The organism is Burkholderia sp. Z1 (genome assembly GCF_014893795.1).
Taxonomy (GTDB): Bacteria; Pseudomonadota; Gammaproteobacteria; order Burkholderiales; family Burkholderiaceae; genus Burkholderia; species Burkholderia theae.
Genome location: NZ_JACFYL010000001.1, coordinates 2,704,869 through 2,724,722 on the forward strand (window position 1 = coordinate 2,704,869; position 19,854 = coordinate 2,724,722).

Annotated in this window: 18 protein-coding genes; 7 read left to right on the top strand and 11 right to left on the bottom strand. The window is 69.1% G+C overall.

All coding sequences use genetic code 11. From position 1 onward, the window contains the following. Positions 1 to 10: 10 nt before the first annotated feature. The 7 genes from H3H55_RS12520 (at position 11) to H3H55_RS12550 (ending at position 6,995) form a co-directional block, all read left to right on the top strand. Positions 11 to 949 (top strand): UDP-2,3-diacylglucosamine diphosphatase, encoded by a 939-nt coding sequence (locus H3H55_RS12520; RefSeq protein ID WP_048249332.1) that lies wholly within the window; start codon positions 11 to 13, stop codon positions 947 to 949. Between the two features lie 29 nt (positions 950 to 978). After that, positions 979 to 2,013 (top strand): glycosyltransferase family 4 protein, encoded by a 1,035-nt coding sequence (locus H3H55_RS12525; protein ID WP_129512621.1) that lies wholly within the window; start codon positions 979 to 981, stop codon positions 2,011 to 2,013. Next, on the top strand, positions 2,010 to 2,546 hold the full coding sequence (locus H3H55_RS12530; RefSeq protein ID WP_193098769.1) for a diacylglycerol kinase: 537 nt from the start codon (positions 2,010 to 2,012) through the stop codon (positions 2,544 to 2,546). The genes H3H55_RS12525 and H3H55_RS12530 overlap by 4 nt, the downstream gene beginning before the upstream one ends. A 206-nt stretch (positions 2,547 to 2,752) precedes the next feature. Then, positions 2,753 to 3,511, top strand: a complete 759-nt coding sequence (locus H3H55_RS12535) for a TetR/AcrR family transcriptional regulator (protein WP_048249327.1) — start codon at positions 2,753 to 2,755, stop codon at positions 3,509 to 3,511. Next, on the top strand, positions 3,508 to 4,089 hold the full coding sequence (locus H3H55_RS12540; protein WP_193098770.1) for a TIGR00730 family Rossman fold protein: 582 nt from the start codon (positions 3,508 to 3,510) through the stop codon (positions 4,087 to 4,089). The genes H3H55_RS12535 and H3H55_RS12540 overlap by 4 nt, the downstream gene beginning before the upstream one ends. A gap of 22 nt (positions 4,090 to 4,111) precedes the next feature. Then, positions 4,112 to 4,873, top strand: coding sequence for an SDR family oxidoreductase (locus H3H55_RS12545; protein ID WP_193098771.1), 762 nt, complete (start codon positions 4,112 to 4,114; stop codon positions 4,871 to 4,873). 229 nt (positions 4,874 to 5,102) lie between these two features. Continuing rightward, complete coding sequence (locus H3H55_RS12550) at positions 5,103 to 6,995, top strand: ArnT family glycosyltransferase (RefSeq protein WP_193098772.1); 1,893 nt, start codon at positions 5,103 to 5,105, stop codon at positions 6,993 to 6,995. A 171-nt stretch (positions 6,996 to 7,166) separates the two neighbouring features. Here H3H55_RS12550 and H3H55_RS12555 read toward each other — a convergent pair whose 3' ends face one another. From H3H55_RS12555 to kdpB, 11 genes are all read right to left on the bottom strand, one after another. Beyond that, positions 7,167 to 7,784 carry a DUF924 family protein gene (locus H3H55_RS12555; protein WP_193098773.1) on the bottom strand — a complete coding sequence of 206 codons (618 nt, stop codon included), beginning with the start codon at positions 7,782 to 7,784 and terminating at the stop codon, positions 7,167 to 7,169. Continuing rightward, the gene (locus H3H55_RS12560; RefSeq protein ID WP_193098774.1) at positions 7,781 to 8,512 is read right to left on the bottom strand and encodes an alanyl-tRNA editing protein; all 732 of its coding nucleotides are present in this window, start codon (positions 8,510 to 8,512) and stop codon (positions 7,781 to 7,783) included. The genes H3H55_RS12555 and H3H55_RS12560 overlap by 4 nt, the downstream gene beginning before the upstream one ends. 104 nt (positions 8,513 to 8,616) lie before the next feature. Then, positions 8,617 to 9,027, bottom strand: a complete 411-nt coding sequence (locus tag H3H55_RS12565) for a group II truncated hemoglobin (protein ID WP_129512627.1) — start codon at positions 9,025 to 9,027, stop codon at positions 8,617 to 8,619. A 43-nt stretch (positions 9,028 to 9,070) separates the two neighbouring features. Further along, positions 9,071 to 11,632, bottom strand: coding sequence for an ABC transporter permease (locus tag H3H55_RS12570; protein WP_193098775.1), 2,562 nt, complete (start codon positions 11,630 to 11,632; stop codon positions 9,071 to 9,073). Positions 11,633 to 11,682: 50 nt separating this feature from the next. Next, the gene (locus H3H55_RS12575; protein WP_048249428.1) at positions 11,683 to 12,300 is read right to left on the bottom strand and encodes a DUF4126 domain-containing protein; all 618 of its coding nucleotides are present in this window, start codon (positions 12,298 to 12,300) and stop codon (positions 11,683 to 11,685) included. Positions 12,301 to 12,511: 211 nt separating this feature from the next. Further along, entirely contained in the window at positions 12,512 to 12,832 is a 321-nt protein-coding gene (gene sugE / locus H3H55_RS12580) for a quaternary ammonium compound efflux SMR transporter SugE (RefSeq protein WP_048249311.1), read from the bottom strand. Between the two features lie 165 nt (positions 12,833 to 12,997). Beyond that, positions 12,998 to 13,279 carry a DUF333 domain-containing protein gene (locus H3H55_RS12585; RefSeq protein ID WP_129512628.1) on the bottom strand — a complete coding sequence of 94 codons (282 nt, stop codon included), beginning with the start codon at positions 13,277 to 13,279 and terminating at the stop codon, positions 12,998 to 13,000. A gap of 158 nt (positions 13,280 to 13,437) precedes the next feature. Then, positions 13,438 to 14,136: a two-component system response regulator KdpE gene (gene kdpE, locus H3H55_RS12590; RefSeq protein WP_048249307.1), complete on the bottom strand. Its 699-nt coding sequence runs from the start codon at positions 14,134 to 14,136 to the stop codon at positions 13,438 to 13,440. Then, entirely contained in the window at positions 14,129 to 16,972 is a 2,844-nt protein-coding gene (locus H3H55_RS12595) for a DUF4118 domain-containing protein (RefSeq protein ID WP_193098776.1), read from the bottom strand. Before H3H55_RS12595 ends, kdpE begins: the two co-directional genes overlap by 8 nt. A 146-nt stretch (positions 16,973 to 17,118) precedes the next feature. Next, positions 17,119 to 17,700, bottom strand: coding sequence for a potassium-transporting ATPase subunit KdpC (gene kdpC / locus H3H55_RS12600; RefSeq protein WP_048249304.1), 582 nt, complete (start codon positions 17,698 to 17,700; stop codon positions 17,119 to 17,121). 18 nt (positions 17,701 to 17,718) lie between these two features. Then, positions 17,719 to 19,803 (bottom strand): potassium-transporting ATPase subunit KdpB, encoded by a 2,085-nt coding sequence (kdpB, locus tag H3H55_RS12605; protein ID WP_047898641.1) that lies wholly within the window; start codon positions 19,801 to 19,803, stop codon positions 17,719 to 17,721. Between the last annotated feature and the right edge of the window lie 51 nt (positions 19,804 to 19,854).

Genomic DNA, 19,854 nt, shown 5'->3' on the forward strand with positions numbered 1-19,854 from the left:
CGAGTCATGCATGGGCCAGAAATCGTCCGCGACCTCCCTCTTCCGTCACCCGATCGGCGCCCGCGCCGTCACCGCCTTCCTGTCCGGCTCGGCCGCAGCCGATGACCTGGCATCGCAAGAACCACCTGCCGAGCACGTCACGCCGCACGACGACCCCGACTCGTCCGCGCATCGCTATCGCACCATCTGGCTGTCCGACATCCACCTCGGCTCGAGTGGTTGCCAGGCGCCGTACCTGCTCGACTTCCTGCGCCACAACGATTCGGAATACCTGTACCTCGTCGGCGACATCATCGACGGCTGGCAGTTGAAGAAAGGCTGGTACTGGCCGCAGGCGCACAACGACGTCGTGCAGAAGATCCTGCGCAAGGCGCGCAAGGGCACACAGGTCGTCTATATCCCCGGCAACCACGACGAAGGCGCACGGCAGTTCTGCGACCTCGCGTTCGGCGACATCCAGGTGCGCGGCGAGGCCTTCCACACGACGCTCGCGGGCAAACGTTTGTGGATCGTGCACGGCGACCTGTTCGACGGCGTGATCCAGCACGCGAAATGGCTCGCGTACCTCGGCGACACGCTCTACACGCTGATCCTCGTACTGAACCGCTGGTTCAACCGGATCCGCAGCCGGCTCGGCTTCCAGTACTGGTCGCTGTCGCAGTACCTGAAGCACCAGGTGAAGAACGCGGTCAACTTCATCTCGCAGTTCGAAACCGTGATGACCGACGAAGCGCGCCGCCGCGGCTGCGACGGCGTCGTGTGCGGCCACATCCACAAGGCAGAGATCCGCGATATCGACGGCGTGCTGTACTGCAACGACGGCGACTGGGTCGAAAGCCTGTCCGCGCTCGTCGAAACGATGGAAGGCGAACTGAAGATCGTCTACTGGACGGTGATGCGCGCCGCGCCGTCGGAGACCTCGTCGCGCAAGGCCAAGGCCACTGCCTGACACAACTCTACTTACAGGACAATGCCGCGATGAAGATCATGATCGTCACCGATGCGTGGGAACCGCAGGTCAACGGCGTCGTGCGCACGCTGAAGAGCACGGCGCGCGAACTCACCGCGCTCGGCCATCGCGTCGAACTGCTGACACCGCTGGAATTCCGCACGGTGCCCTGCCCGACCTACCCCGAGATCCGCCTGTCGATCCTGCCGTACCGCAAGCTGCGCGCGCGGATCGACGCGTTCGCGCCCGACGCGCTGCACATCGCGACCGAAGGCCCGCTCGGCCTCGCCGCGCGACGCTATGCGCGCTCGCGCAAGCTGCCGTACACGACCGCGTACCACACGCGCTTTCCGGAATACGTGCAGGCGCGCTTCGGCATCCCGCTGGCCGCGACCTACCGCTTCCTGCACTGGTTCCACGGCCCGTCGCTCGCGGTGATGGCGCCGACGCCGGTCGTCAAGGACGACCTCGAGAAATTCGGCTTCACGAACGTCGTGCTGTGGACCCGCGGCGTCGATCTCGACGTGTTCCGGCCGATGGAGTCGAAGGTGCTCAACACCGCGCGGCCGATCTTCCTGTACGTAGGCCGCGTCGCGATCGAGAAGAACGTCGAGGCGTTCCTGCGCCTCGACCTGCCCGGCTCGAAGTGGGTCGCGGGCGAAGGCCCCGCGCTCGCCGAGCTGAAGTCGCGCTATCCGGAGGCGAACTATCTCGGCGTGCTGTCACAGGCCGAGCTCGCGAAGGTGTATGCTGCGGCCGACGTGTTCGTGTTCCCGAGTCGCACCGACACGTTCGGCCTCGTGCTGCTCGAGGCGCTCGCCTGCGGCACGCCGGTTGCCGCGTATCCCGTCACGGGCCCGATCGACGTGCTCAGTGGCGGCGACGCAGGCTCGATGCACGAGGACCTGCAGGAAGCCTGCCTCGAAGCGCTGAAGATCGAACGCACGACCGCGCGCGCGTGGGCGGAACGCTTCTCGTGGCGCGCCGCATCCGAGCAGTTCGCGTCGCATCTGAAGCCGCTGCCGAAGACCGCGTACTCGCCAGCCGAAGGTGCCGCCGTTTGAAACGAGACCTGAACGACAAGACCCCGCCCCCCGCCGCGCCGCAGCATCGGCACCGCCCGTTCGACGAGGACGAGCCGCACGCCGAAGCAGACGTGCACGCGCACGAACCGCTCGGCCCCGACGATCAACTGACCCCGCTGCCGCCGAACCCGTACAAGCGCCACCGCGGCATCACGCGCGCCTGGTACGCACTCAAGCACTCGCTGAACGGCTTTCGTGTCGCGATTCGCGAGGAGAGCGCGTTTCGCCAGGAGCTCACGCTCGCCGCGCTGATGCTCCCGATCGGCGCGTTCGCGCCAGTGCCGGCCGCGTCGCGCGCGCTGCTGATCGCCTCGGTGCTGCTGGTGCTGATCGTCGAGTTGCTGAACTCGAGCGTCGAGGCCGCGATCGACCGCATCTCGCTCGAACGCCATGAGTTGTCCAAGCGCGCGAAGGACCTCGGCAGCGCGGCCGTGACGGTCGCGCTGTTCGCGTGCGTGACGACGTGGGGCTTCGTGCTCGGCCCGGTCGTCGCACACTGGCTCGGCTTCTAGACGGCTGCCCGGCGGGTGCCCTCGGCACCGCCCGCGTGCGGCGCTGCACCATGCGCCGCGCGGGGCCGCGATCACGAAATGCGCCCGATGTGGCGAAACCCCGGTTTATAATCGTCCGCTAGACATAGAACAGCAACCCGCGCCGGACGAATCACGCAGCATCGATTGCAGCGCCCGCCAGTCCGGCACACACAGGGCCGGACGACATGGAAGCGAAACCTCCCCGCCGCACCCGCGAACGGATTCTCGAGTTGTCGTTGAAACTCTTCAACGAGATCGGCGAGCCGAACGTCACGACCACGACGATCGCCGAGGAAATGGAAATCAGTCCAGGCAACCTGTACTACCATTTCCGCAACAAGGACGACATCATCAACAGCATCTTCGCGCAGTTCGAGCAGCAGATCGAACGGCGGCTGCGCTTCCCCGAAGATCATCGTCCGACGATCGACGAAACCTGGTCGTACCTGCAGTACATGGCCGATTTCATGTGGACCTACCGGTTCCTGTATCGCGACCTCAACGACCTGCTCGCCCGCAACCGCACGCTCGAGACGCACTTCAAGCAGATCATCAGCCACAAGGTGCGCTTCGCGCACGACATGTGCGAGTTGCTCGTGTCCGACGCGGAGATGGTCGCGACGCCCGCCGAGATCGAGGTCATCGCAACCAACATGGCCGTCATCTCGACGTACTGGCTGTCGTATCAGTACGTGATGCATCCGCGCAAGTACAACGACCAGGACGCAATCCGCGAGGAACTGCACCAGGTCAGCATGCACGTGATCTCCGTGATGGCGCCGTACCTGCGCGGGCGTTCGCGCCAGCTGTTCGACGACCTGGTCTCCGGCAAGCTGCCCAAGCGCCAGTTCACCGACTACCTGCCTCCGCGCGACGGTTCGCCGCGCCCCGCCGGCGGGCCGGTCACCGTCGGGCAAGCCCCCGCGAAGGACGCCAAGCAATGAAGGCTGTGTGCGTTTATTGCGGCTCGTCGTCAGGCGTGCGGCCCCTCTATGCCGACGCCGCGCGCGCGTTCGGCCGTGCGCTCGTCGATGCGGGCCTCACGCTCGTCTACGGCGGCGGCCGCGTCGGCCTGATGGGCGTGATCGCCGACGAAGTGATGGCGGCCGGCGGCCGTGCGGTCGGCGTGATCCCCGAACTGCTCGTCGACAAGGAAGTCGGCCATACGGGGCTGTCGGAACTGCACGTCGTACCCGACATGCACCACCGCAAGAAAATGATGGCCGACCTCGCCGACGCGTTCGTCGCGATGCCCGGCGGCGCCGGCACGCTCGAGGAGTTCTTCGAGGTCTACACGTGGGCGCAGCTCGGTTATCACCGCAAGCCCGTCGCGCTCTACAACATCGATTCGTTCTACGATCCGCTGATCGCGTTGCTGCGCCATACGGTCGACGAAGGTTTCATGCGTCCGACCTATTTCGACGCGCTGTGCGTCGATTCGAAGCCCGTCGAACTGATCGAGCAGCTGCGTCGCTACCAGCCGCCCGCCAGCGACAAGTGGGCGCCCGACACGGCGAAGTAACCCTCACCGGAAACCGCACGCGATGACCGCACCGTCCGACTGCAAGGCCGTCCTCATCACCGGCGCGAGCCGTGGCATCGGCCGCGCGACCGCCGTGCTCGCGGCCGAACGCGGCTGGGACGTCGGCATCAACTACGCGCGCGACGCGGCAGCGGCCGAACTCACCGCGCAAGCCGTCCGCGACGCGGGCGGCCGTGCGTGCGTGGTCGCGGGCGACGTCGCGAACGAAGCCGACGTCGTCGCGATGTTCGACGGTGTCACCGCCGCATTCGGACGCCTCGACGCGCTCGTCAACAACGCGGGCATCGTCGCGCCGTCAATGCCGCTCGCCGACATGCCGGCCGACCGGCTGCGGCGGATGTTCGACACCAACGTGCTCGGCGCGTACCTGTGTGCGCGCGAAGCCGCGCGCCGGTTGTCCACCGACCGTGGCGGGCGCGGCGGCGCGATCGTCAACGTGTCGTCGATCGCGTCCCGGCTCGGCTCGCCGAACGAATACGTCGACTACGCGGGCTCGAAAGGCGCGGTCGACTCGCTGACGATCGGTCTTGCGAAGGAACTCGGCCCGCACGGCGTGCGCGTCAACGCGGTGCGCCCTGGCCTGATCGAGACTGACATCCACGCGAGCGGCGGCCAGCCGGGCCGTGCGGCCCGCCTCGGCGCGCAGACGCCGCTCGGCCGCGCAGGTGAAGCGCACGAGATCGCCGAAGCAATCGTCTGGCTGCTGGGCGACGCGGCGTCTTATACGACGGGCGCCCTGCTCGACGTCGGCGGCGGCCGCTAAACCCGCATTCGCGGCGCATAAAAATCGCCGCCTGAAACGATCTGTCGTCACGACACCACAAATCTCCACAATTTTGTGACAGTTTCAGTAAACACCCGTAACAATTCCGTGTTCTACTAGCGGACATTCAGACAGGTGTCATCCACGCCTGTCCGCCGCCCCCTGATGTGGCCCTTATCGGTCCTGCCCATGCCGCCGGACCGGCTCGACTCGACCCGAGATCCTTTCCATGCCTGGAACCGCAGCGCCCAGCCGGCGACGCACGTCTGTGCCCGCTCCGGCCCCGCACACCCGCTCGACCGCCGACGCCAACCTCACCGCGAAGCTGGACGCCGCCGGCACGCCCGTCGTGGCTGCGACGGCCGCGACCAGCGCCACGCGCGGCCGCTCGCTGCTGCTCGGCTGGCGGGCCTGGCTGCTCGTCGCCGCACTGGTCTGCGCGTACGTGCTGCCGGGCGTGCTCGGCCACGATCCGTGGAAACAGGACGAAACCTACACGTTCGGCATCATCCAGCACATGCTCGAGACCGGCGATTTCGTCGTGCCGACCAATGCCGGCCTGCCGTTCATGGAAAAGCCGCCGCTTTACGCATGGGTGGCGACCAGCCTCGCATGGCTGCTGCAGCGCGTGATGCCGCTGCACGACGCGGCACGGCTCGCGAGCGCGCTGTTCGCGGCACTCGCGTTCGGCTTCATCGCGCGCGCCGCGCGCGTGGCCAGCCGCGCGGACAGCTGGTTCGACCTGCGCGTGATCGGCCCCGTCGTGCTGAGCGCAGGCACGCTCGTCGTCATCAAGCACATGCACGACATGATGACGGACGTCGCGCTGTTCGCCGGCACGGCAATGGGCTTCTGCGGGCTGCTCGAACTCGTGATGCAGCACGTCGCGCGCGCGCAGCAGATGCGGCACGGACTGCCGGTCCGGCCGTCGGGCCGCTGGGCCGCGCCGATCTTCGGCGCGGGCGTCGGCATCGCGCTGATGACGAAAGGGCTGTTCGTGCCGCTCGTGTTCGCGGCCACGCTCGTGGGTACGCTGGTGCTCTACCCGGCCTGCCGCACCCGCGCGTTCGCGCGCTCGCTCGGCATTGCCGCGCTCGTATTCGCGCCGTTCGCGCTGATCTGGCCGACCGCGCTGTTCCTGCGCTCCGAAACGCTGTTCATGACGTGGTTCTGGGATAACAACGTCGGACGCTTCTTCGGCTTCTCCGTCCCGGAACTGGGCGCGGAAAACGACAAGCCGTTCTTCATCCTGCGCGCATTCCTGCTCGTCGGCTTCCCGGTCGCGCCGCTCGCGATCGTCGCACTCGCGCGCGGTGCCTGGCGCGACTGGCGCACGCCGCGCATCGCGCTGCCCGTGCTGTTCGTCGGCATCGGGCTCGCGGTACTGCAAGTGTCCGCGACGTCGCGCCAGCTCTACATCCTGCCGTTCTTCGCGCCGCTCGCGCTGGTCGCCGCACAGGCGATCGAACGCCTGCCGCGCCAGCTGCATCTCGCATGGGATTACCTGAGCCGCATCCTGTTCGGCACCACCGCCGCACTCGCATGGGCGATCTGGGCGGTGATGGCCGACCCGGCCGCGTCGCGCGCGGATCTCGCGCCGCTCGGCCGCTGGCTGCCGCTCGACTGGACGATGCCGATCGAGCCCGCGCTCGTGATCGGTGCGCTCGCGCTGACGATCGGCTGGCTGACGCTGCTGCCGAAGCTGCGCACGACGGGCCGCTGGCGCGGTGCGCTGTCGTGGGGTGCCGGCGCACTCGTCGCATGGGGGCTCGTCTATACGCTGCTGCTGCCGTGGCTCGATATCGCGAAGAGCTACCGCTCGGTGTTCGACGACCTGAACGCGCATCTCGCACTCGAATGGAACGACGGCGACTGCATGGCGAGCCTGCACGGGCTCGGCGAATCGGAAGCGCCGATGCTGTACTACTTCTCCGGCATCCAGCACACGCCGATCGACGACGCGCGGACGACGCGCTGTACCTGGATGATCGTCCAGGGCGTGCGTGCCGTCGATCCGGCGCCCGGCAGCGAATGGAAACTGTTCTGGACCGGCGCCCGCCCGGGCGACAACGACGAACTGCTGCGCGTCTACGTGCGCACGCCCGAACAGCATTTGCAGTGACGCAGGACGGCGCGCCGCGCCGTCGTGCCTGGCTTGATGTGCGGCAGCGGTCGGGAACGGCCGCCTGAGCGCCGTGCGCGCCGGCCGTCTCGCATCTTCCGTTGACCGCCACGGCGCCCGCACGACTCCGCGGGCGTGCCGCTTCTCCTCAGCGGGCAGCCGCCCGACCGCTCAAAACGACGAACCCGGTTCGCGCAGGAACGCCGTCTCCTCATCGGTCGACGCACGGCCGAGAATCGCGTTCCGGTGCGGGAAGCGGCCGAAGCGCTCGACGACGGCCGCATGCCGCAACGCGAAGCGGTGATAGCTCTCGCACCCTGCCTCATCGCGAATGCCCGCGCACAGGCGCACGGCCTCGCGCTGGCTCTCGACCGACTCGTCGTGCTCGAACGGCAGATACGCGAATGCGCGGTGATGCCCGCTCGGCAACTGCGCGTCCCACCCGGCCGCGACGACGCGGCGCGCGAGCGCGAGCGCCCTCGGATCGGCGGCAAACGCGCGCGGTGTGCCGCGATGGATGTTGCGCGAGAACTGGTCGAGCACGACGATCAGCGCCAGCGCCCCCGACGGCGAGCCGGCCCAGTGATCGCATGCGCCATCGCACGCGGCGTCGAGCAACGCGCCGTAGCGCGTGCGCAGCACGTCGTCGAACGCCGCGCCGCCGTTGAACCAGATCTTGCGTTCCTGCCCGAACTCGGCCGAACCCGGTTCGCCGAACCAGAAATCCAGAATCTCCCGCGCGTGCGGATCCAGCGGCGCCGCACCCGCCGTGCCGGTGTCGATCGTCATGCAAACTCCAGTACGAGGCGCCGGGTCCGCGCGCTCTTCTTTTCAAGTTTCGCGACCCGCAGCCCGCCGATTTCCGACGTGTTGCGCACATGCGTGCCGCCGCACGGCTGCAGGTCGACATTCTCGATGCGCAGCAGCCGCACGCGGCCGAGGCCCATCGGCGGCTTCACGCTCATCGTGCGCACGAGTTCGGGCCGCTCGGCCATCTCGTCGTCGGTGATCCATTCGGTCGTGACCGGATGCGCACCGACGACAAGACCCGCAAGGCGCCGCTCGACGTCGTCGCGGTCGATCGCTTCGGACGTCGCGAAATCGAGCCGCACATAGTCGGCCGTCACGCTGCAGCCGTCGACCGCGTACGGCAGCACCGCGCACATCAGGTGCGCGGCCGTATGCAGGCGCATGTGCCGGTAGCGGCGCAGCCAGTCGATCGTCGCGACCACGCGCGTGCCGGGCTCGAGCGCGGCGACACGCGCCTCCTGCCCCGGCGCCGGCACGTGCACGGCGTCGTCGGGCGTCGCGCCGTCGAACTTCGCCTTGCGCGTATCGGCAATGTCGATCGTGCCGCCGTCGGGCAGCGTCAGCGTGCCGGTGTCGCCGGCCTGGCCGCCGCCGAGCGGATAGAACACGGTGCGATCGAGCCGGATGCCGTCGTCGCCGACGGCCTGAACGATCGCATCGCATTGCGTGAGGTACGCGTCTTCGCGAAACAGCGCTTGTGTCGTCATCGGGCGAGCCTCGTATCGATGGGGGAAACGATCAGTGTCGCGCCGCGCGGCGTGCGGGCCCAGACGCAGATCGTCCCGCGCGCGGGCAGCGGCGTACCGGTCGATCAACCGGGCCGGTTGCGCATCCAGTCGGCCGTTTCGTAAAACGAATGCATGAGCCGCTCGCGCAACGGCTCGGGCAGCCCGATATCCTCCATTGCCCACGCCATGCAGCGCAGCCACTGGTCGCGCTCGACCGACGCGATCGGGAACGGCAAGTGCCGCGCGCGCAGCCGCGGATGGCCGAACCGGCTGATGTAGTGGTCGGGGCCGCCGAGCCAGCCGCACAGGAACCAGAACAGCTTGTCGCGCGAACCGTCGAGCGATGCCGGGTGCACCGCGCGAATCTGCGCGAACTCGGGCTCGAGGTCCATCAGGTCGTAGAAGCGGTCCACCATTTCGCGCACGCGGGCTTCGCCGCCCACGAGCTCGAACGCCGTCGGCTGCGACGGCGCATCGTCATTCACATCGGTCATACGGATAGTCGGAAAACGGGATCTTCGGGGCCGCCGGCGACGCTCATGCGTCGCGCAGCGACTGCAGCGCGGGGCGCCGCAACACATTATGCAGGCTCAGCCAGCCGGCCGCACCGGCGCATGCGACACCGGCCACGATGCCGGCCGGCACGAGCCACGGATCGACGGCCAGCTGGAAGTCGAACACGCGCGACGCCAGCACCCAGCCGACCGCGATCGCGCCCGCCGACGCCAGCACGCCGGCCAGTGCGCCGACCACGACGAATTCCGCGCGCTGCACCGCGTTGACCTGCGCACGCGACGCGCCGAGCGCGCGCAGCAGCGCGGCCTCGCGCACCCGCTCGTCGCGCGAACCGGCGAGCGCCGTGTACAGCACGAGCACGCCGGCTGCGAGCGTGAACAGAAACAGAAACTGCACCGCGCCGACCACCTGCAGCATCATCCGCTGCAACTGTGCGAGGATCGGCGCGACGTCGATCGCGGTCAGGTTCGGGTAGCGCGCGATCAGCGGATCGAGCAGCGCGGCATCCGATGCCGGCAGATGGAAGCTCGTGAGATAGACGGCCGGGAAATCCTTCAGCGCCGCCGGCGGCATCAGCACGAAGAAGTTGACGCGGAACGTGCCCCAGTCGAGCTTGCGCACGCTCGTGATCGGCGCGTCGACCGTCAGCCCCGTCACGTCGAAGCGCAGCACGTCGCCCGGTTTCACGTTCAGCGTCTTCGCCAGGCCGGCCTCGATCGAGATCTGTGGCGTGGCCGCGGTGCCGAACCAGTCGCCTTCGACGATCCGGTTGTCGGACGGCAGCTCGGTCGCGTACGACAGGTTGAACTCGCGGTCGACGAGCCGGCGTGCCTCGTCGGACGGGTAGGCGTCCGGATTCACCGGCTTGCCGTTGATCGCGACGAGGCGGCCGCGCACCATCGGCGCGGGCACCGCGTCGCGCACGCCGTGCGCGGTCAGATAGGCCGCGACGTCGTTGCGCTGGTCGGGCTGGATGTCGATCAGGAACTGGTTCGGCGCATCGGGCGGTGTCGACTGCCGCCAGCCCGCGACGAGGTCGTTGCGCGTGATCGCGATCAGCAGCAGGCACATCAGGCCGAGCGCCAGCGCGGTGATCTGCAGCGCGCTGGACGTGCCGCGCCGGTGCAGCGACGCGAGCGCGTAGCGCCAGCCGACGCCCGCGGCCACGCGCGCGTTGCGCACCGCGCGCGCGGCCGCGAACAGCACGAGCCGCGCGATCAGCGCGAAGCCGACCAGCGCACCGGCGAAGCCGCCCGCGACGATCAGGCCGAGCTTCAGGTTGCCGGCCGCGACGATCAGCAGCCCCGCGAACAGCACAACGCCGATCGCATACGCGGCCCACGCAGTGCGCGACGCATCGCCCCACTCACGCCGCAGCACGCGTACCGGCGGCACGCGCGTAAGCGGCACGAGCGGCGGCAGCGCGAAGCCGAGCAGCAGCACGAGTGCGGCGGCCACGCCGATGAGCGCCGGCCACAGCGTGGGCGGCGGCAGTGCGACCTCGATCAGCCCGCCGAGCGCGGTCAGCAACGCCCAGTGGCCGCCGTAGCCGAGCGCCGCGCCCACGGCGCCCGCCACGACCCCGATGCCGACGAATTCGAGCGCGAACAGCGCGCCGAGCGTGCGGCGGCTCACGCCAAGGCAGCGCATCGTCGCGCAGCCATCGAGATGGCGTCGCATGTAGCGCTGCGCGGCCATCGCGATCGCGACCGCCGCGAGCAGCGCGGTCAGCAGCGCGACGAGCGTCAGGAAATGGCGCGCGCGATCGAGCGTCTGCCGCACCTGCGGCTGGCCTTCCTGCAACGACTCGAGGCCGACGCCGCGCAGCTTCCCGCCGTCGACGCGCGCGTGCGCATACGTTTCGAAGCGCGTGACGGCCTGCGCGTCGCCGGCGACCAGCAACCGGTACGTGACGCGGCTGCCGTAGCCGGTGAGCCCGGTCGCGGCGAGTTCGTCCGCGCGCATCATCAGCCGCGGCGAGAAATTGACGAACGAAAAACCGCGATCGAGTTCGCGGGAAATCGACGCGGCGACCGTGAACGTGCGCAGCCCGACGCGCACCGTATCACCCGCCTTCAGGTGCAGCGCATCGAGCAGCGCAGGATCGGCCCAGACGGTGCCGGGCGCGGGAATCGCAGCCGCCTTGTGCGCGACGGTGGCGCCGGCCGGCAGGATATCGACCGCGCCGCGCAGCGGATACCCGGGTGACACGGCCTTCACGGCAGCGAGGCGCGAGGGCGCAGCGTCGGTCACCTGCCCGCCCGCGGCGGACGCGATCATGCTCGGGAAGATCGCGGTCGTTGCGGTCTGCAGGCCGAGCGCGCGGGCCTGCCGGTCGAACGACGGATCGACGGGGCGATCGGCGCGCACGACGAAATCGGCGCCGAGCATCTGGCGCGCGTCGCGCTCGAGCCCCTGGCGCAGCCGGTCGGCAAGAAAGCCGACGCTCGTCAGCGCCGCGACCGCGAGCACCAGCGCGAGTACGAGCAAGGTCAGCTCGCCCGCGCGCCAGTCGCGCGCGGTCATCCGTGCGGCCTGGCGGATCAGGTCGCGCACGCCGAAGCGGCCGGCATGCGCGTGCATGTCAGGGCCGGGGTGCCCGGCCGGCGGCTGCGCCGCGTGTTGCGGCCCCTTCAATCGCGCTTCCCCCCGATCGAGTTGAGCCGCGACACCATGTGGTTCGCCATCCCGCGAAAACCGCCCGACACACCGCGCCACAGGCGCGGCAGCGCCCATGCCGAAGCGGCGATGAAAGCGGCCAGCAGCACGAGGAACGCGAGCGGAACGAAGAACGCGAGTACCAGCCCGCCGACCACGAGGCCGTCCTCGGTCGACGACGCGACCCAGTTCGAAATCGGTTCGGGAGACAGGTTGATCAGCGCGCGCGTACCGGCCTTCGCCACGTGCGCGGCACCGGCAAGCGAGCCACCGGCAAGCCCCGCGACCGCCAGCACGGTCGGATCGGCATGGCCGAGCGCGCCGGCCGCGAGCACGGCACCGGCCGGGATGCGGATGAAAGTGTGCACGGCATCCCACAGCGAGTCGAACGCGGGGATCTTGTCGGCAAGGAATTCGGTGAGGGCGAGCACGGCCGCGGCGCCGATGACCCACGGCGACATCAGGACGGCAAGCGTGTCGGGCAGATGGAGCCAGCCGACCCGCGCCAGCACGCCGGCGATCAGCACCGTCAGGTACAGGCGCAGCCCGCTCGCCCACGCGAGCCCCGCGCCGAGCGAAATGGCTTCGATCATGGCCCTCTCCTTGCACTTTCCGTGCGATTTGCCGATTGATCGGATCGGGTCGGTCTGACCGGCCGCGCGGCGCGTGGCGACCGGCACCGCGTGCCGCGAACGGCGCATCGGCATTCAGGCCCGAATGCGTTCCATTATAGACAGGCTATCCGGGCGACCGGCGCAATTCCGCAGCGCGGCCCCCGGGTGCTCGCGCGCCCGGGGGCCGGCATCAGGCGGCCGACGACAGCTTGAGGCCGATCAGCCCCGCGACGATCAGCGCAGCGCTCGCGACGCGCGCGGCGGTCAGCGCCTCGCCCATCATCACGATGCCGAACACGAATGCGCCGACCGCGCCGATCCCCGTCCACACCGCGTACGCGGTGCCGAGCGGCAACTGGCGCATCGCGACCGCGAGCAGCCCGAAGCTGGCCAGCGCGGTGACGATCGTAAACACCGACGGACCGAGCTTCGTGAAGCCGTCCGACGATTTCATGCCGGCCGCCCAGGCCACTTCCAGCAAACCGGCAATCAACAACAATACCCACGCCATCTCGACGTACTCCGTATCGGATGGGGCCGTCCCCGTTGAAGCGAATGACCCGGGGTCGTCCCCGGGCGGCGCCGAGTATAACAAGATGCTTACGGACACGCCGGGCACGGCGCACGGCCGGCGGCCGATCCGGGGCAGGATCGGCCGGGCCCGCTCAAAACGACGTCAGTTCGACACGCGCTTCGGCGCGGCGCCGCCGACGCAGCGGTCGTCGCGGTACAGCGTCCACTCCTCGCACACGCGGCCATCCTTGAACATGCACATCCCGACTTGCCCGCGCGGCAGGCTGCGGATCACGTGGCGACCGCCGAGTTTCTCGCAGTTGACCGACGCGGGATTGGCCAGCGCCGCCTGACCGGGCGGCTGTTGCCCCGGCGGCAGCGGTTGGGCGAACGCGCCGGGCGCAGCAAGCGCCAGCGCACAGATGACGGTCAGACGGACGGACATTGCACGCTCCTTGTTTTTGTTCGCTGAGCGGTCAGCATAACGGGGAATCCGCGGCCGGTGTGCACGGCGGGCGTCGGTCGCGAGACTGTCGCGTCGCCGCAACCCCGCCGGCGCGTGGCGTCACGCCCGCATGCGCTGCTGGCGCCGGGCGCTGCCCGTCACGCGGCGCCGACGAGCCGGTAGCCGACGCCCGTCTCGGTGACGATGTACTCGGGCTGCGCCGGATCGCGCTCGAGCTTCTGGCGCAGGTGCGCCATGTAGATGCGCAGGTAATGATGGCTTTCGACGTGCGACGGCCCCCACACGTCGCGCAGCAACTGGCGGTGCGTGAGCACGCGCCCCGCGTGCCGCACGAGCGTCGCGAGCAGCCGGTATTCGAGCGGCGTCAGGTGCACGATCTCGTTGTCGCGCCACACCTGGCGCAGCGCGAGATCGACGATCACGGTGCCAAAGCTCACCTTCGGCGACTCGTTCGCGCCGCCCTGGTTGCGCCGGCGCAGTTGCGCGCGGATCCGAGCGCGCAGTTCGGACACGCCGAACGGCTTGGTCAGGTAGTCGTCGGCACCCGCGTCGAGCGCGGCGACCTTCTCTTCTTCCTGGGTTCGCGCGGACAGCACGATCACCGGCACCTCGGACCAGCCGCGCAGCTCGCGGATCACGTCGAGGCCGTCGGTATCGGGCAGGCCGAGGTCGACGATCACGAGATCGGGCTTGCGCGTCGCCGCGTCGATCAGCCCCTGTTTGCCCGTCTCGGCCTCGAACACGGCGATGTCCTCCTCTTCGAGCGCGGCACGCACGAAACGGCGGATCTGCTTTTCGTCCTCGATCAGGACGACGGTCAGGCTGGGTTCACTCATGGTCTGGCAATGGCTCGGATGGGGACGATGCGCCCGGCACGTCGGCTTCGTCATCGGGTACGGCGGGTGCGGCCGGCGGTGTCTCGACCGGCAGCGTGAACCAGAAGCGCGCGCCCGTCACGTGGCCGTCGGGCGCGGTGCGGTTGAGCGCGCCGATTTTACCGCCGTGCGCCTCGACGATCGCGCGGCAGATCGCGAGGCCGAGCCCGATGCCCGGCGTCGCCGATTCCTTCTCGCCGCGCGTGAACTTGTCGAAGATTCGCGTTTCCATGCCGGCCGGCAGGCCCGGGCCGTGATCGTCGACGTGTACGCGCACGAACGGCAGCCCGTCGTCGGTCATGCGCTCCGCGCCGATGTCGAGCGGCGTGTCGGGCGGCGTGTACTTCGCCGCGTTCTCGAACAGGTTGGTGAACAGGCGCTCCATCAGCACCGCGTCCATCTGCAGCAGCGGCAGGTCGGCCGGCAGCGTGACACGGGCGGGATGGCGCGCGAGCACGCGCTTGCACGCGGCGAGCGCCGCGCCGACGGCTTCCTCGAGCAGCGACCACTGGCGCTTCAGCTGCAGGCTGCCGGCCTGCAGCCGTGCCATGTCGAGCAGGTTCGTGACGATGCCCGTCATGCGCAGCGCCTCGTCGTGAATCGCGTCGACGAGCTCGCCCTCGCGCTGCGCGAACCGTTCGGCCGCCGCAACGTCGCCGCTCTGCGCGGCCGCGCGCCCGTTCGCGAGCATCGACGAGAAACCGACGATCGTCGTGAGCGGCGTGCGCAGGTCGTGCGAAATCGCCGACAGCAGCGAGTTGCGCAGCCGCTCGGACTCCATGTTGACGAGCGCGTCGCGCGCGATTTCGACGTAGTGCACCCGTTCGAGCGCGAGCGCGATCTGCGCGGCGAATGCGTCGAGCATCCGCTGCTGCTCGGGCACCTCGAGTTCGCGCGGCTCGCGCGACGCGACCGCGAGCACGCCGCGCGTGCGCATCGGCGCCTTCAGCGGCAGGTACAGCGCGACCGTCGCGGGCAGCGTATCGGTGCCGCGGCCGGCCGGCTTCTGCTGGTCGTACACCCACTGGCCGACGTCGCTGTCGAGATCGGCGCCCGTCAGCGTGACGGCCGCATCGGGCTCCTCGATCTTCTGGCGCACCTTGTCCGCGCTGTCCGGCAGCAGGAACGCGACGCGCGCGCGGAACACCTCGCCCACGTGGCGGCTGCCGATCTCGACGATCTGCTCGGTCGTCAGCGCCGCGCCCAGCTCGCGCGCCATCGCATAGATCGCGCCGGTACGGCGCTCGCGGCGCTGCGCGACGCTCGCCTGGCGCGTCAGCGTCGACGTCAGGTGGCTGATCACGAGCGACGTCAGCAGCATGCCGAAGAAGGTCAGCAGGTATTGCGTGTCGCTGACCGAGAACGACATGCGCGGCGGCACGAAGAAGAAATCGAACGCGGCCACCGACAGGAACGACTGCAGCACGCCCGGGCCGCGCCCGAGCCGCACGGCCGAGAACACGACGCCGAGCAGGTACAGCATCACGAGGTTCGTGAGGTCGAGCCGCTCGGACACGAGGCTCGCGACGACCGTGATCGCCGCGCAGATCGCGGCCGCGTACGCATAGTGGCGCGGCGGCGAACGATGCGTGCCGAACTGCGCGAACGCGTCGCGCCAGTCGCGCGCACGCGGGTCGAGCGGCGCGGCGCGCGCCTCGTCGCTCGCGGACGCACGGATCAGCATCAGATCGACGTCGCCCGCGCGCTCGGCCAGCTTCTCGCCGAACGGCCGCGCGAAGCGGCGCATCAGCCCGACCTTCGGCGAGCCGCCCGCGACGATCTTCGACACGTTGCGCACTTTCGCATAACCGATCAGCGCGGCGACTGCGTCGGTGCCGGCGAGCGTCGCCGTCTCGGCACCCAGCTCGGCCGCGAGCTTCAGCGCGTCGAGCGTGCGCTGCCGCTGCGCATCGGGCAGCCGCTGCAGGCGCGGCGTTTCCACGTATACGGCGATCCAGTCGGCCTTCAGGCTCGCGGCGAGCCGCGCGGCCGCACGCACGAGCGTCGGCGCTTCGGCGCCGGGCCCGACGCACACGAGCAGTCGCTCGCGCGCCTGCCAGATGCGCTGGATCGAACGGTCGGCACGGTATTCGCGCATCTGCGCGTCGACGCGATCGGCCGTGCGGCGCAGCGCCAATTCGCGCAGCGCGATCAGGTTGCCCTTGCGGAAGAAGTTGCGCACCGCGCGCTCGGCCTGCTGCGCGAGATAGACCTTGCCGTCGCGCATCCGCTCGAGCAGCTCCTCGGCCGGCAGGTCGACGAGCGTGACCTCGTCGGCCGCGTCGAACACGCGGTCGGGCACGGTCTCCCACACACGGATGCCGGTGATCGCGCCGACCACGTCGTTGAGGCTTTCGAGATGCTGGACATTGACGGTCGTATACACGTCGATGCCCGCGTCGAGCAGCTCGTAGACGTCCTGCCAGCGCTTCAGGTGCCGCGCACCCTGCACGTTCGAGTGCGCGAGTTCGTCGACGAGGATCAGTTGCGGCTGGCGGGCGAGCGCGCCATCGAGATCGAATTCGGCGAGCGTGCGGCCGCGATAGTCGATGCGCGCGAGCGGCAGCACGTCGAGGCCGTCGAGCAGCGCGGCGGTTTCGCTGCGGCCGTGGGTCTCGACGATGCCGACGACGACGTCGACGCCTTCCTGCAGGCGCTGGCGCGCGGCCTGCAGCATCGCATAGGTCTTGCCGACACCGGCCGATGCGCCGAAGAAGATCTTGAGCTGGCCGCGCCGCTGCTTTTCTTCGTCTCGCTGCAGCTTGTCGAGGAGTTGGTCTGGGTCGGGACGGTTCATGCGTCAGGAAGGCGGAGCGCCCGGATGCGCGCGAGTACGAGCATTGTTGTTCCAAATCGCCGCAAAAGGCAAAGACGGCGCATGCGCCGTCGGAAAATACGCGTCCGGCGCGGGTCGAACCGCGCCGGACGCCGATCAGTGTGCGATCAGTGCGCGGCCTGCGCCGCGTCGAGCGCGAGGTTCAGCTTCAGCACGTTCACGCGCGGCTCGCCGAGCACGCCGAACTGGCGGCCCGTCGTGTTCGCGGCGACGATCTGCGCGACCGCATCGGGCGTCAGGTTGCGCACCTTCGCCACCCGGTCGACCTGGTACGCGGCGGCGGCCGGCGTGATCTCCGGATCGAGGCCGCTCGCCGACGCCGTCACGAGGTCGACCGGCACGGGCTTCGACATGTCGGTGCCCGCGTCGCGCAGCGCGGCGATACGCCCCTTCACCTGGTCGGCGAGCGACGGATTCAGCGGGCCGAGGTTCGAACCGCCGGAGCCGGTCGCGTTGTATGGCATCGGCGACGTGGCCGACAGCCGGCCCCAGAAGTACTTCGGCGCGTCGAACTGCTGGCCGATCAGCGCGGAGCCGACCGCCTTGCCATCCTTCTCGATCAGGCTGCCGTTCGCCTGCGACGGGAACACGGCCTGGCCGAACACGGTCATCACGGCCGGATACGCGAGCCCCGTCACCGCGGTAAGCACGACGAAGAGCACGACGAGCGGACGAATCAACGTTTTCATGATGTTTCCTTCAAGACCTCAGGCCCAGCCGAGTGCGGCGAGCGTCATGTCGATCAGCTTGATGAACGGGAACGGCAGCAGCACGCCGCCGAGGCCGTAGACCAGCAGGTTGCGGCGCAGCAGCGACGCGGCGCCGAGCGGCCGGTAGGTCACGCCCTTCAGCGCGAGCGGGATCAGCGCGACGATGATCAGCGCATTGAAGATCACCGCCGACAGGATCGCGGACGCCGGCGACGTCAGGTGCATGATGTCGAGCACGCGCAGTTGCGGGTACGTGGTCACGAACGCGGCCGGGATGATCGCGAAGTACTTCGCGATGTCGTTCGCGATCGAGAACGTCGTCAGCGAGCCGCGCGTCATCAGCATCTGCTTGCCGATCTCGACGATCTCGATCAGCTTCGTCGGGTTCGAGTCGAGGTCGACCATGTTGCCCGCTTCCTTCGCGGCCTGCGTGCCCGTGTTCATCGCCACCGCCACGTCGGCCTGTGCGAGCGCCGGCGCGTCGTTGGTGCCGTCGCCCGTCATCGCGACGAGCCGGCCGGCCGCCTGGTGTTCGCGGATCGTCGCGAGCTTGGTTTCCGGCGTCGCTTCCGCGAGGAAATCGTCGACGCCTGCTTCCGCCGCGATCGCCGCCGCCGTCAGCCGGTTGTCGCCCGTCACCATCACGGTCTTGATGCCCATCTTGCGCAGTTCCGCGAAGCGCTCCTTGATGCCGCCCTTCACGATGTCCTTCAGCTCGATCACGCCGAGCACGCGCGCCGCCCCTTCATGCAGGTCGGCCACGACGAGCGGCGTGCTGCCGCGGCGCGCGACTTCGTCGACCGCGCGGCGCACTTCTTCCGGGAACCGGCTGCCGTGCGTCTCGACGTAGCGGCGGATCGCATCGGCCGCGCCCTTGCGGATTTCACGCCCGGGGAGATCGACGCCGCTCATCCGCGTCTGCGCGGAGAAGCCGATGAACGTCGCATGAAGCTGGGCCATGTCGCGCTGGCGAATGTTGAAGCGCTCCTTCGCGAGCACGACGATGCTGCGGCCTTCCGGCGTTTCGTCAGCGAGCGACGACAGCTGCGCGGCGTCGGCCAGCGCTTCCTCGGTCACGCCCGGCGCCGGCACGAACGTCGATGCCTGGCGGTTGCCGAGCGTGATCGTGCCGGTCTTGTCGAGCAGCAGCACGTCGACGTCGCCGGCCGCTTCCACCGCGCGGCCCGACGTCGCGATCACGTTCGCCTGCATCATCCGGCTCATCCCGGCCACACCGATCGCGGACAGCAGACCGCCGATCGTTGTCGGGATCAGGCATACGAGCAGCGCGACGAGCGCGGTGATCGTCACCACATGGCCGGCCTTCATCGCTTCCACCGAGAACATCGAGAACGGCAGCAGCGTCGCGGTCGCGAGCAGCATCACGATGGTCAGCGCGACGAGCAGGATCGTCAGCGCGATCTCGTTCGGCGTCTTCTTGCGCTTCGCGCCTTCGACCATCGCGATCATCCGGTCGAGGAACGCCTCGCCGGGGTTCGCGGTGACCTTGACGACGATCCAGTCGGACAGCACGCGCGTGCCGCCCGTCACCGACGAGAAATCGCCGCCCGATTCGCGGATCACCGGCGCGGATTCGCCGGTGATCGCCGATTCGTCGACCGATGCGACGCCGTCGACGACTTCGCCGTCGGCCGGAATCACGTCGCCGGCCTCGACGAGCACGACGTCGCCCTTGCGCAGCTCGGTCGCGGTCGTGATGCGGATCGGCGACTTCGGATGCGGCTCGTTGAGCTTCTTCGCCATCACGTCTTTCTTCGCGCTGCGCAGCGATGCGGCCTGCGCCTTCGAGCGCCCTTCGGCGAGCGCTTCGGCGAAGTTCGCGAACAGCACCGTGAACCACAGCCACAGCGCGATCGCGAGGATGAAGCCAGACGGCGCCTCGGCCTGGCCGGAGAGCGCCGCGATCCACAGGATCGTGGTCAGGATGCTGCCGACGTACACGCAGAACATCACCGGGTTGCGGAACTGCGTGCGCGGCGTGAGTTTCTTGAACGAGTCCACGATCGCCGGGCGCAGCAGCGCCGGATCAAACATGGACCGTGTTGCGGAATGTTGAGTCATTGCGATCTCTTCAATCTCTTCAGTCTTTTCAATGTGTCGCCATGCGGGCGC

Bases quoted from the DNA above. Each gene is read 5' to 3' on its own strand.
- H3H55_RS12520 (WP_048249332.1), top strand. From the start codon at position 11: ATGGGCCAGAAATCGTCCGCGACCTCCCTCTTCCGTCACCCGATCGGC.
- H3H55_RS12525 (WP_129512621.1), top strand. From the start codon at position 979: ATGAAGATCATGATCGTCACCGATGCGTGGGAACCGCAGGTCAACGGC.
- H3H55_RS12535 (WP_048249327.1), top strand. From the start codon at position 2,753: ATGGAAGCGAAACCTCCCCGCCGCACCCGCGAACGGATTCTCGAGTTG.
- H3H55_RS12540 (WP_193098770.1), top strand. From the start codon at position 3,508: ATGAAGGCTGTGTGCGTTTATTGCGGCTCGTCGTCAGGCGTGCGGCCC.
- H3H55_RS12545 (WP_193098771.1), top strand. From the start codon at position 4,112: ATGACCGCACCGTCCGACTGCAAGGCCGTCCTCATCACCGGCGCGAGC.
- H3H55_RS12550 (WP_193098772.1), top strand. From the start codon at position 5,103: ATGCCTGGAACCGCAGCGCCCAGCCGGCGACGCACGTCTGTGCCCGCT.
- H3H55_RS12555 (WP_193098773.1), bottom strand. From the start codon at position 7,784: ATGACGATCGACACCGGCACGGCGGGTGCGGCGCCGCTGGATCCGCAC.
- H3H55_RS12560 (WP_193098774.1), bottom strand. From the start codon at position 8,512: ATGACGACACAAGCGCTGTTTCGCGAAGACGCGTACCTCACGCAATGC.
- H3H55_RS12565 (WP_129512627.1), bottom strand. From the start codon at position 9,027: ATGACCGATGTGAATGACGATGCGCCGTCGCAGCCGACGGCGTTCGAG.
- H3H55_RS12570 (WP_193098775.1), bottom strand. From the start codon at position 11,632: ATGCACGCGCATGCCGGCCGCTTCGGCGTGCGCGACCTGATCCGCCAG.
- H3H55_RS12575 (WP_048249428.1), bottom strand. From the start codon at position 12,300: ATGATCGAAGCCATTTCGCTCGGCGCGGGGCTCGCGTGGGCGAGCGGG.
- sugE (WP_048249311.1), bottom strand. From the start codon at position 12,832: ATGGCGTGGGTATTGTTGTTGATTGCCGGTTTGCTGGAAGTGGCCTGG.
- H3H55_RS12585 (WP_129512628.1), bottom strand. From the start codon at position 13,279: ATGTCCGTCCGTCTGACCGTCATCTGTGCGCTGGCGCTTGCTGCGCCC.
- kdpE (WP_048249307.1), bottom strand. From the start codon at position 14,136: ATGAGTGAACCCAGCCTGACCGTCGTCCTGATCGAGGACGAAAAGCAG.
- H3H55_RS12595 (WP_193098776.1), bottom strand. From the start codon at position 16,972: ATGAACCGTCCCGACCCAGACCAACTCCTCGACAAGCTGCAGCGAGAC.
- kdpC (WP_048249304.1), bottom strand. From the start codon at position 17,700: ATGAAAACGTTGATTCGTCCGCTCGTCGTGCTCTTCGTCGTGCTTACC.
- kdpB (WP_047898641.1), bottom strand. From the start codon at position 19,803: ATGACTCAACATTCCGCAACACGGTCCATGTTTGATCCGGCGCTGCTG.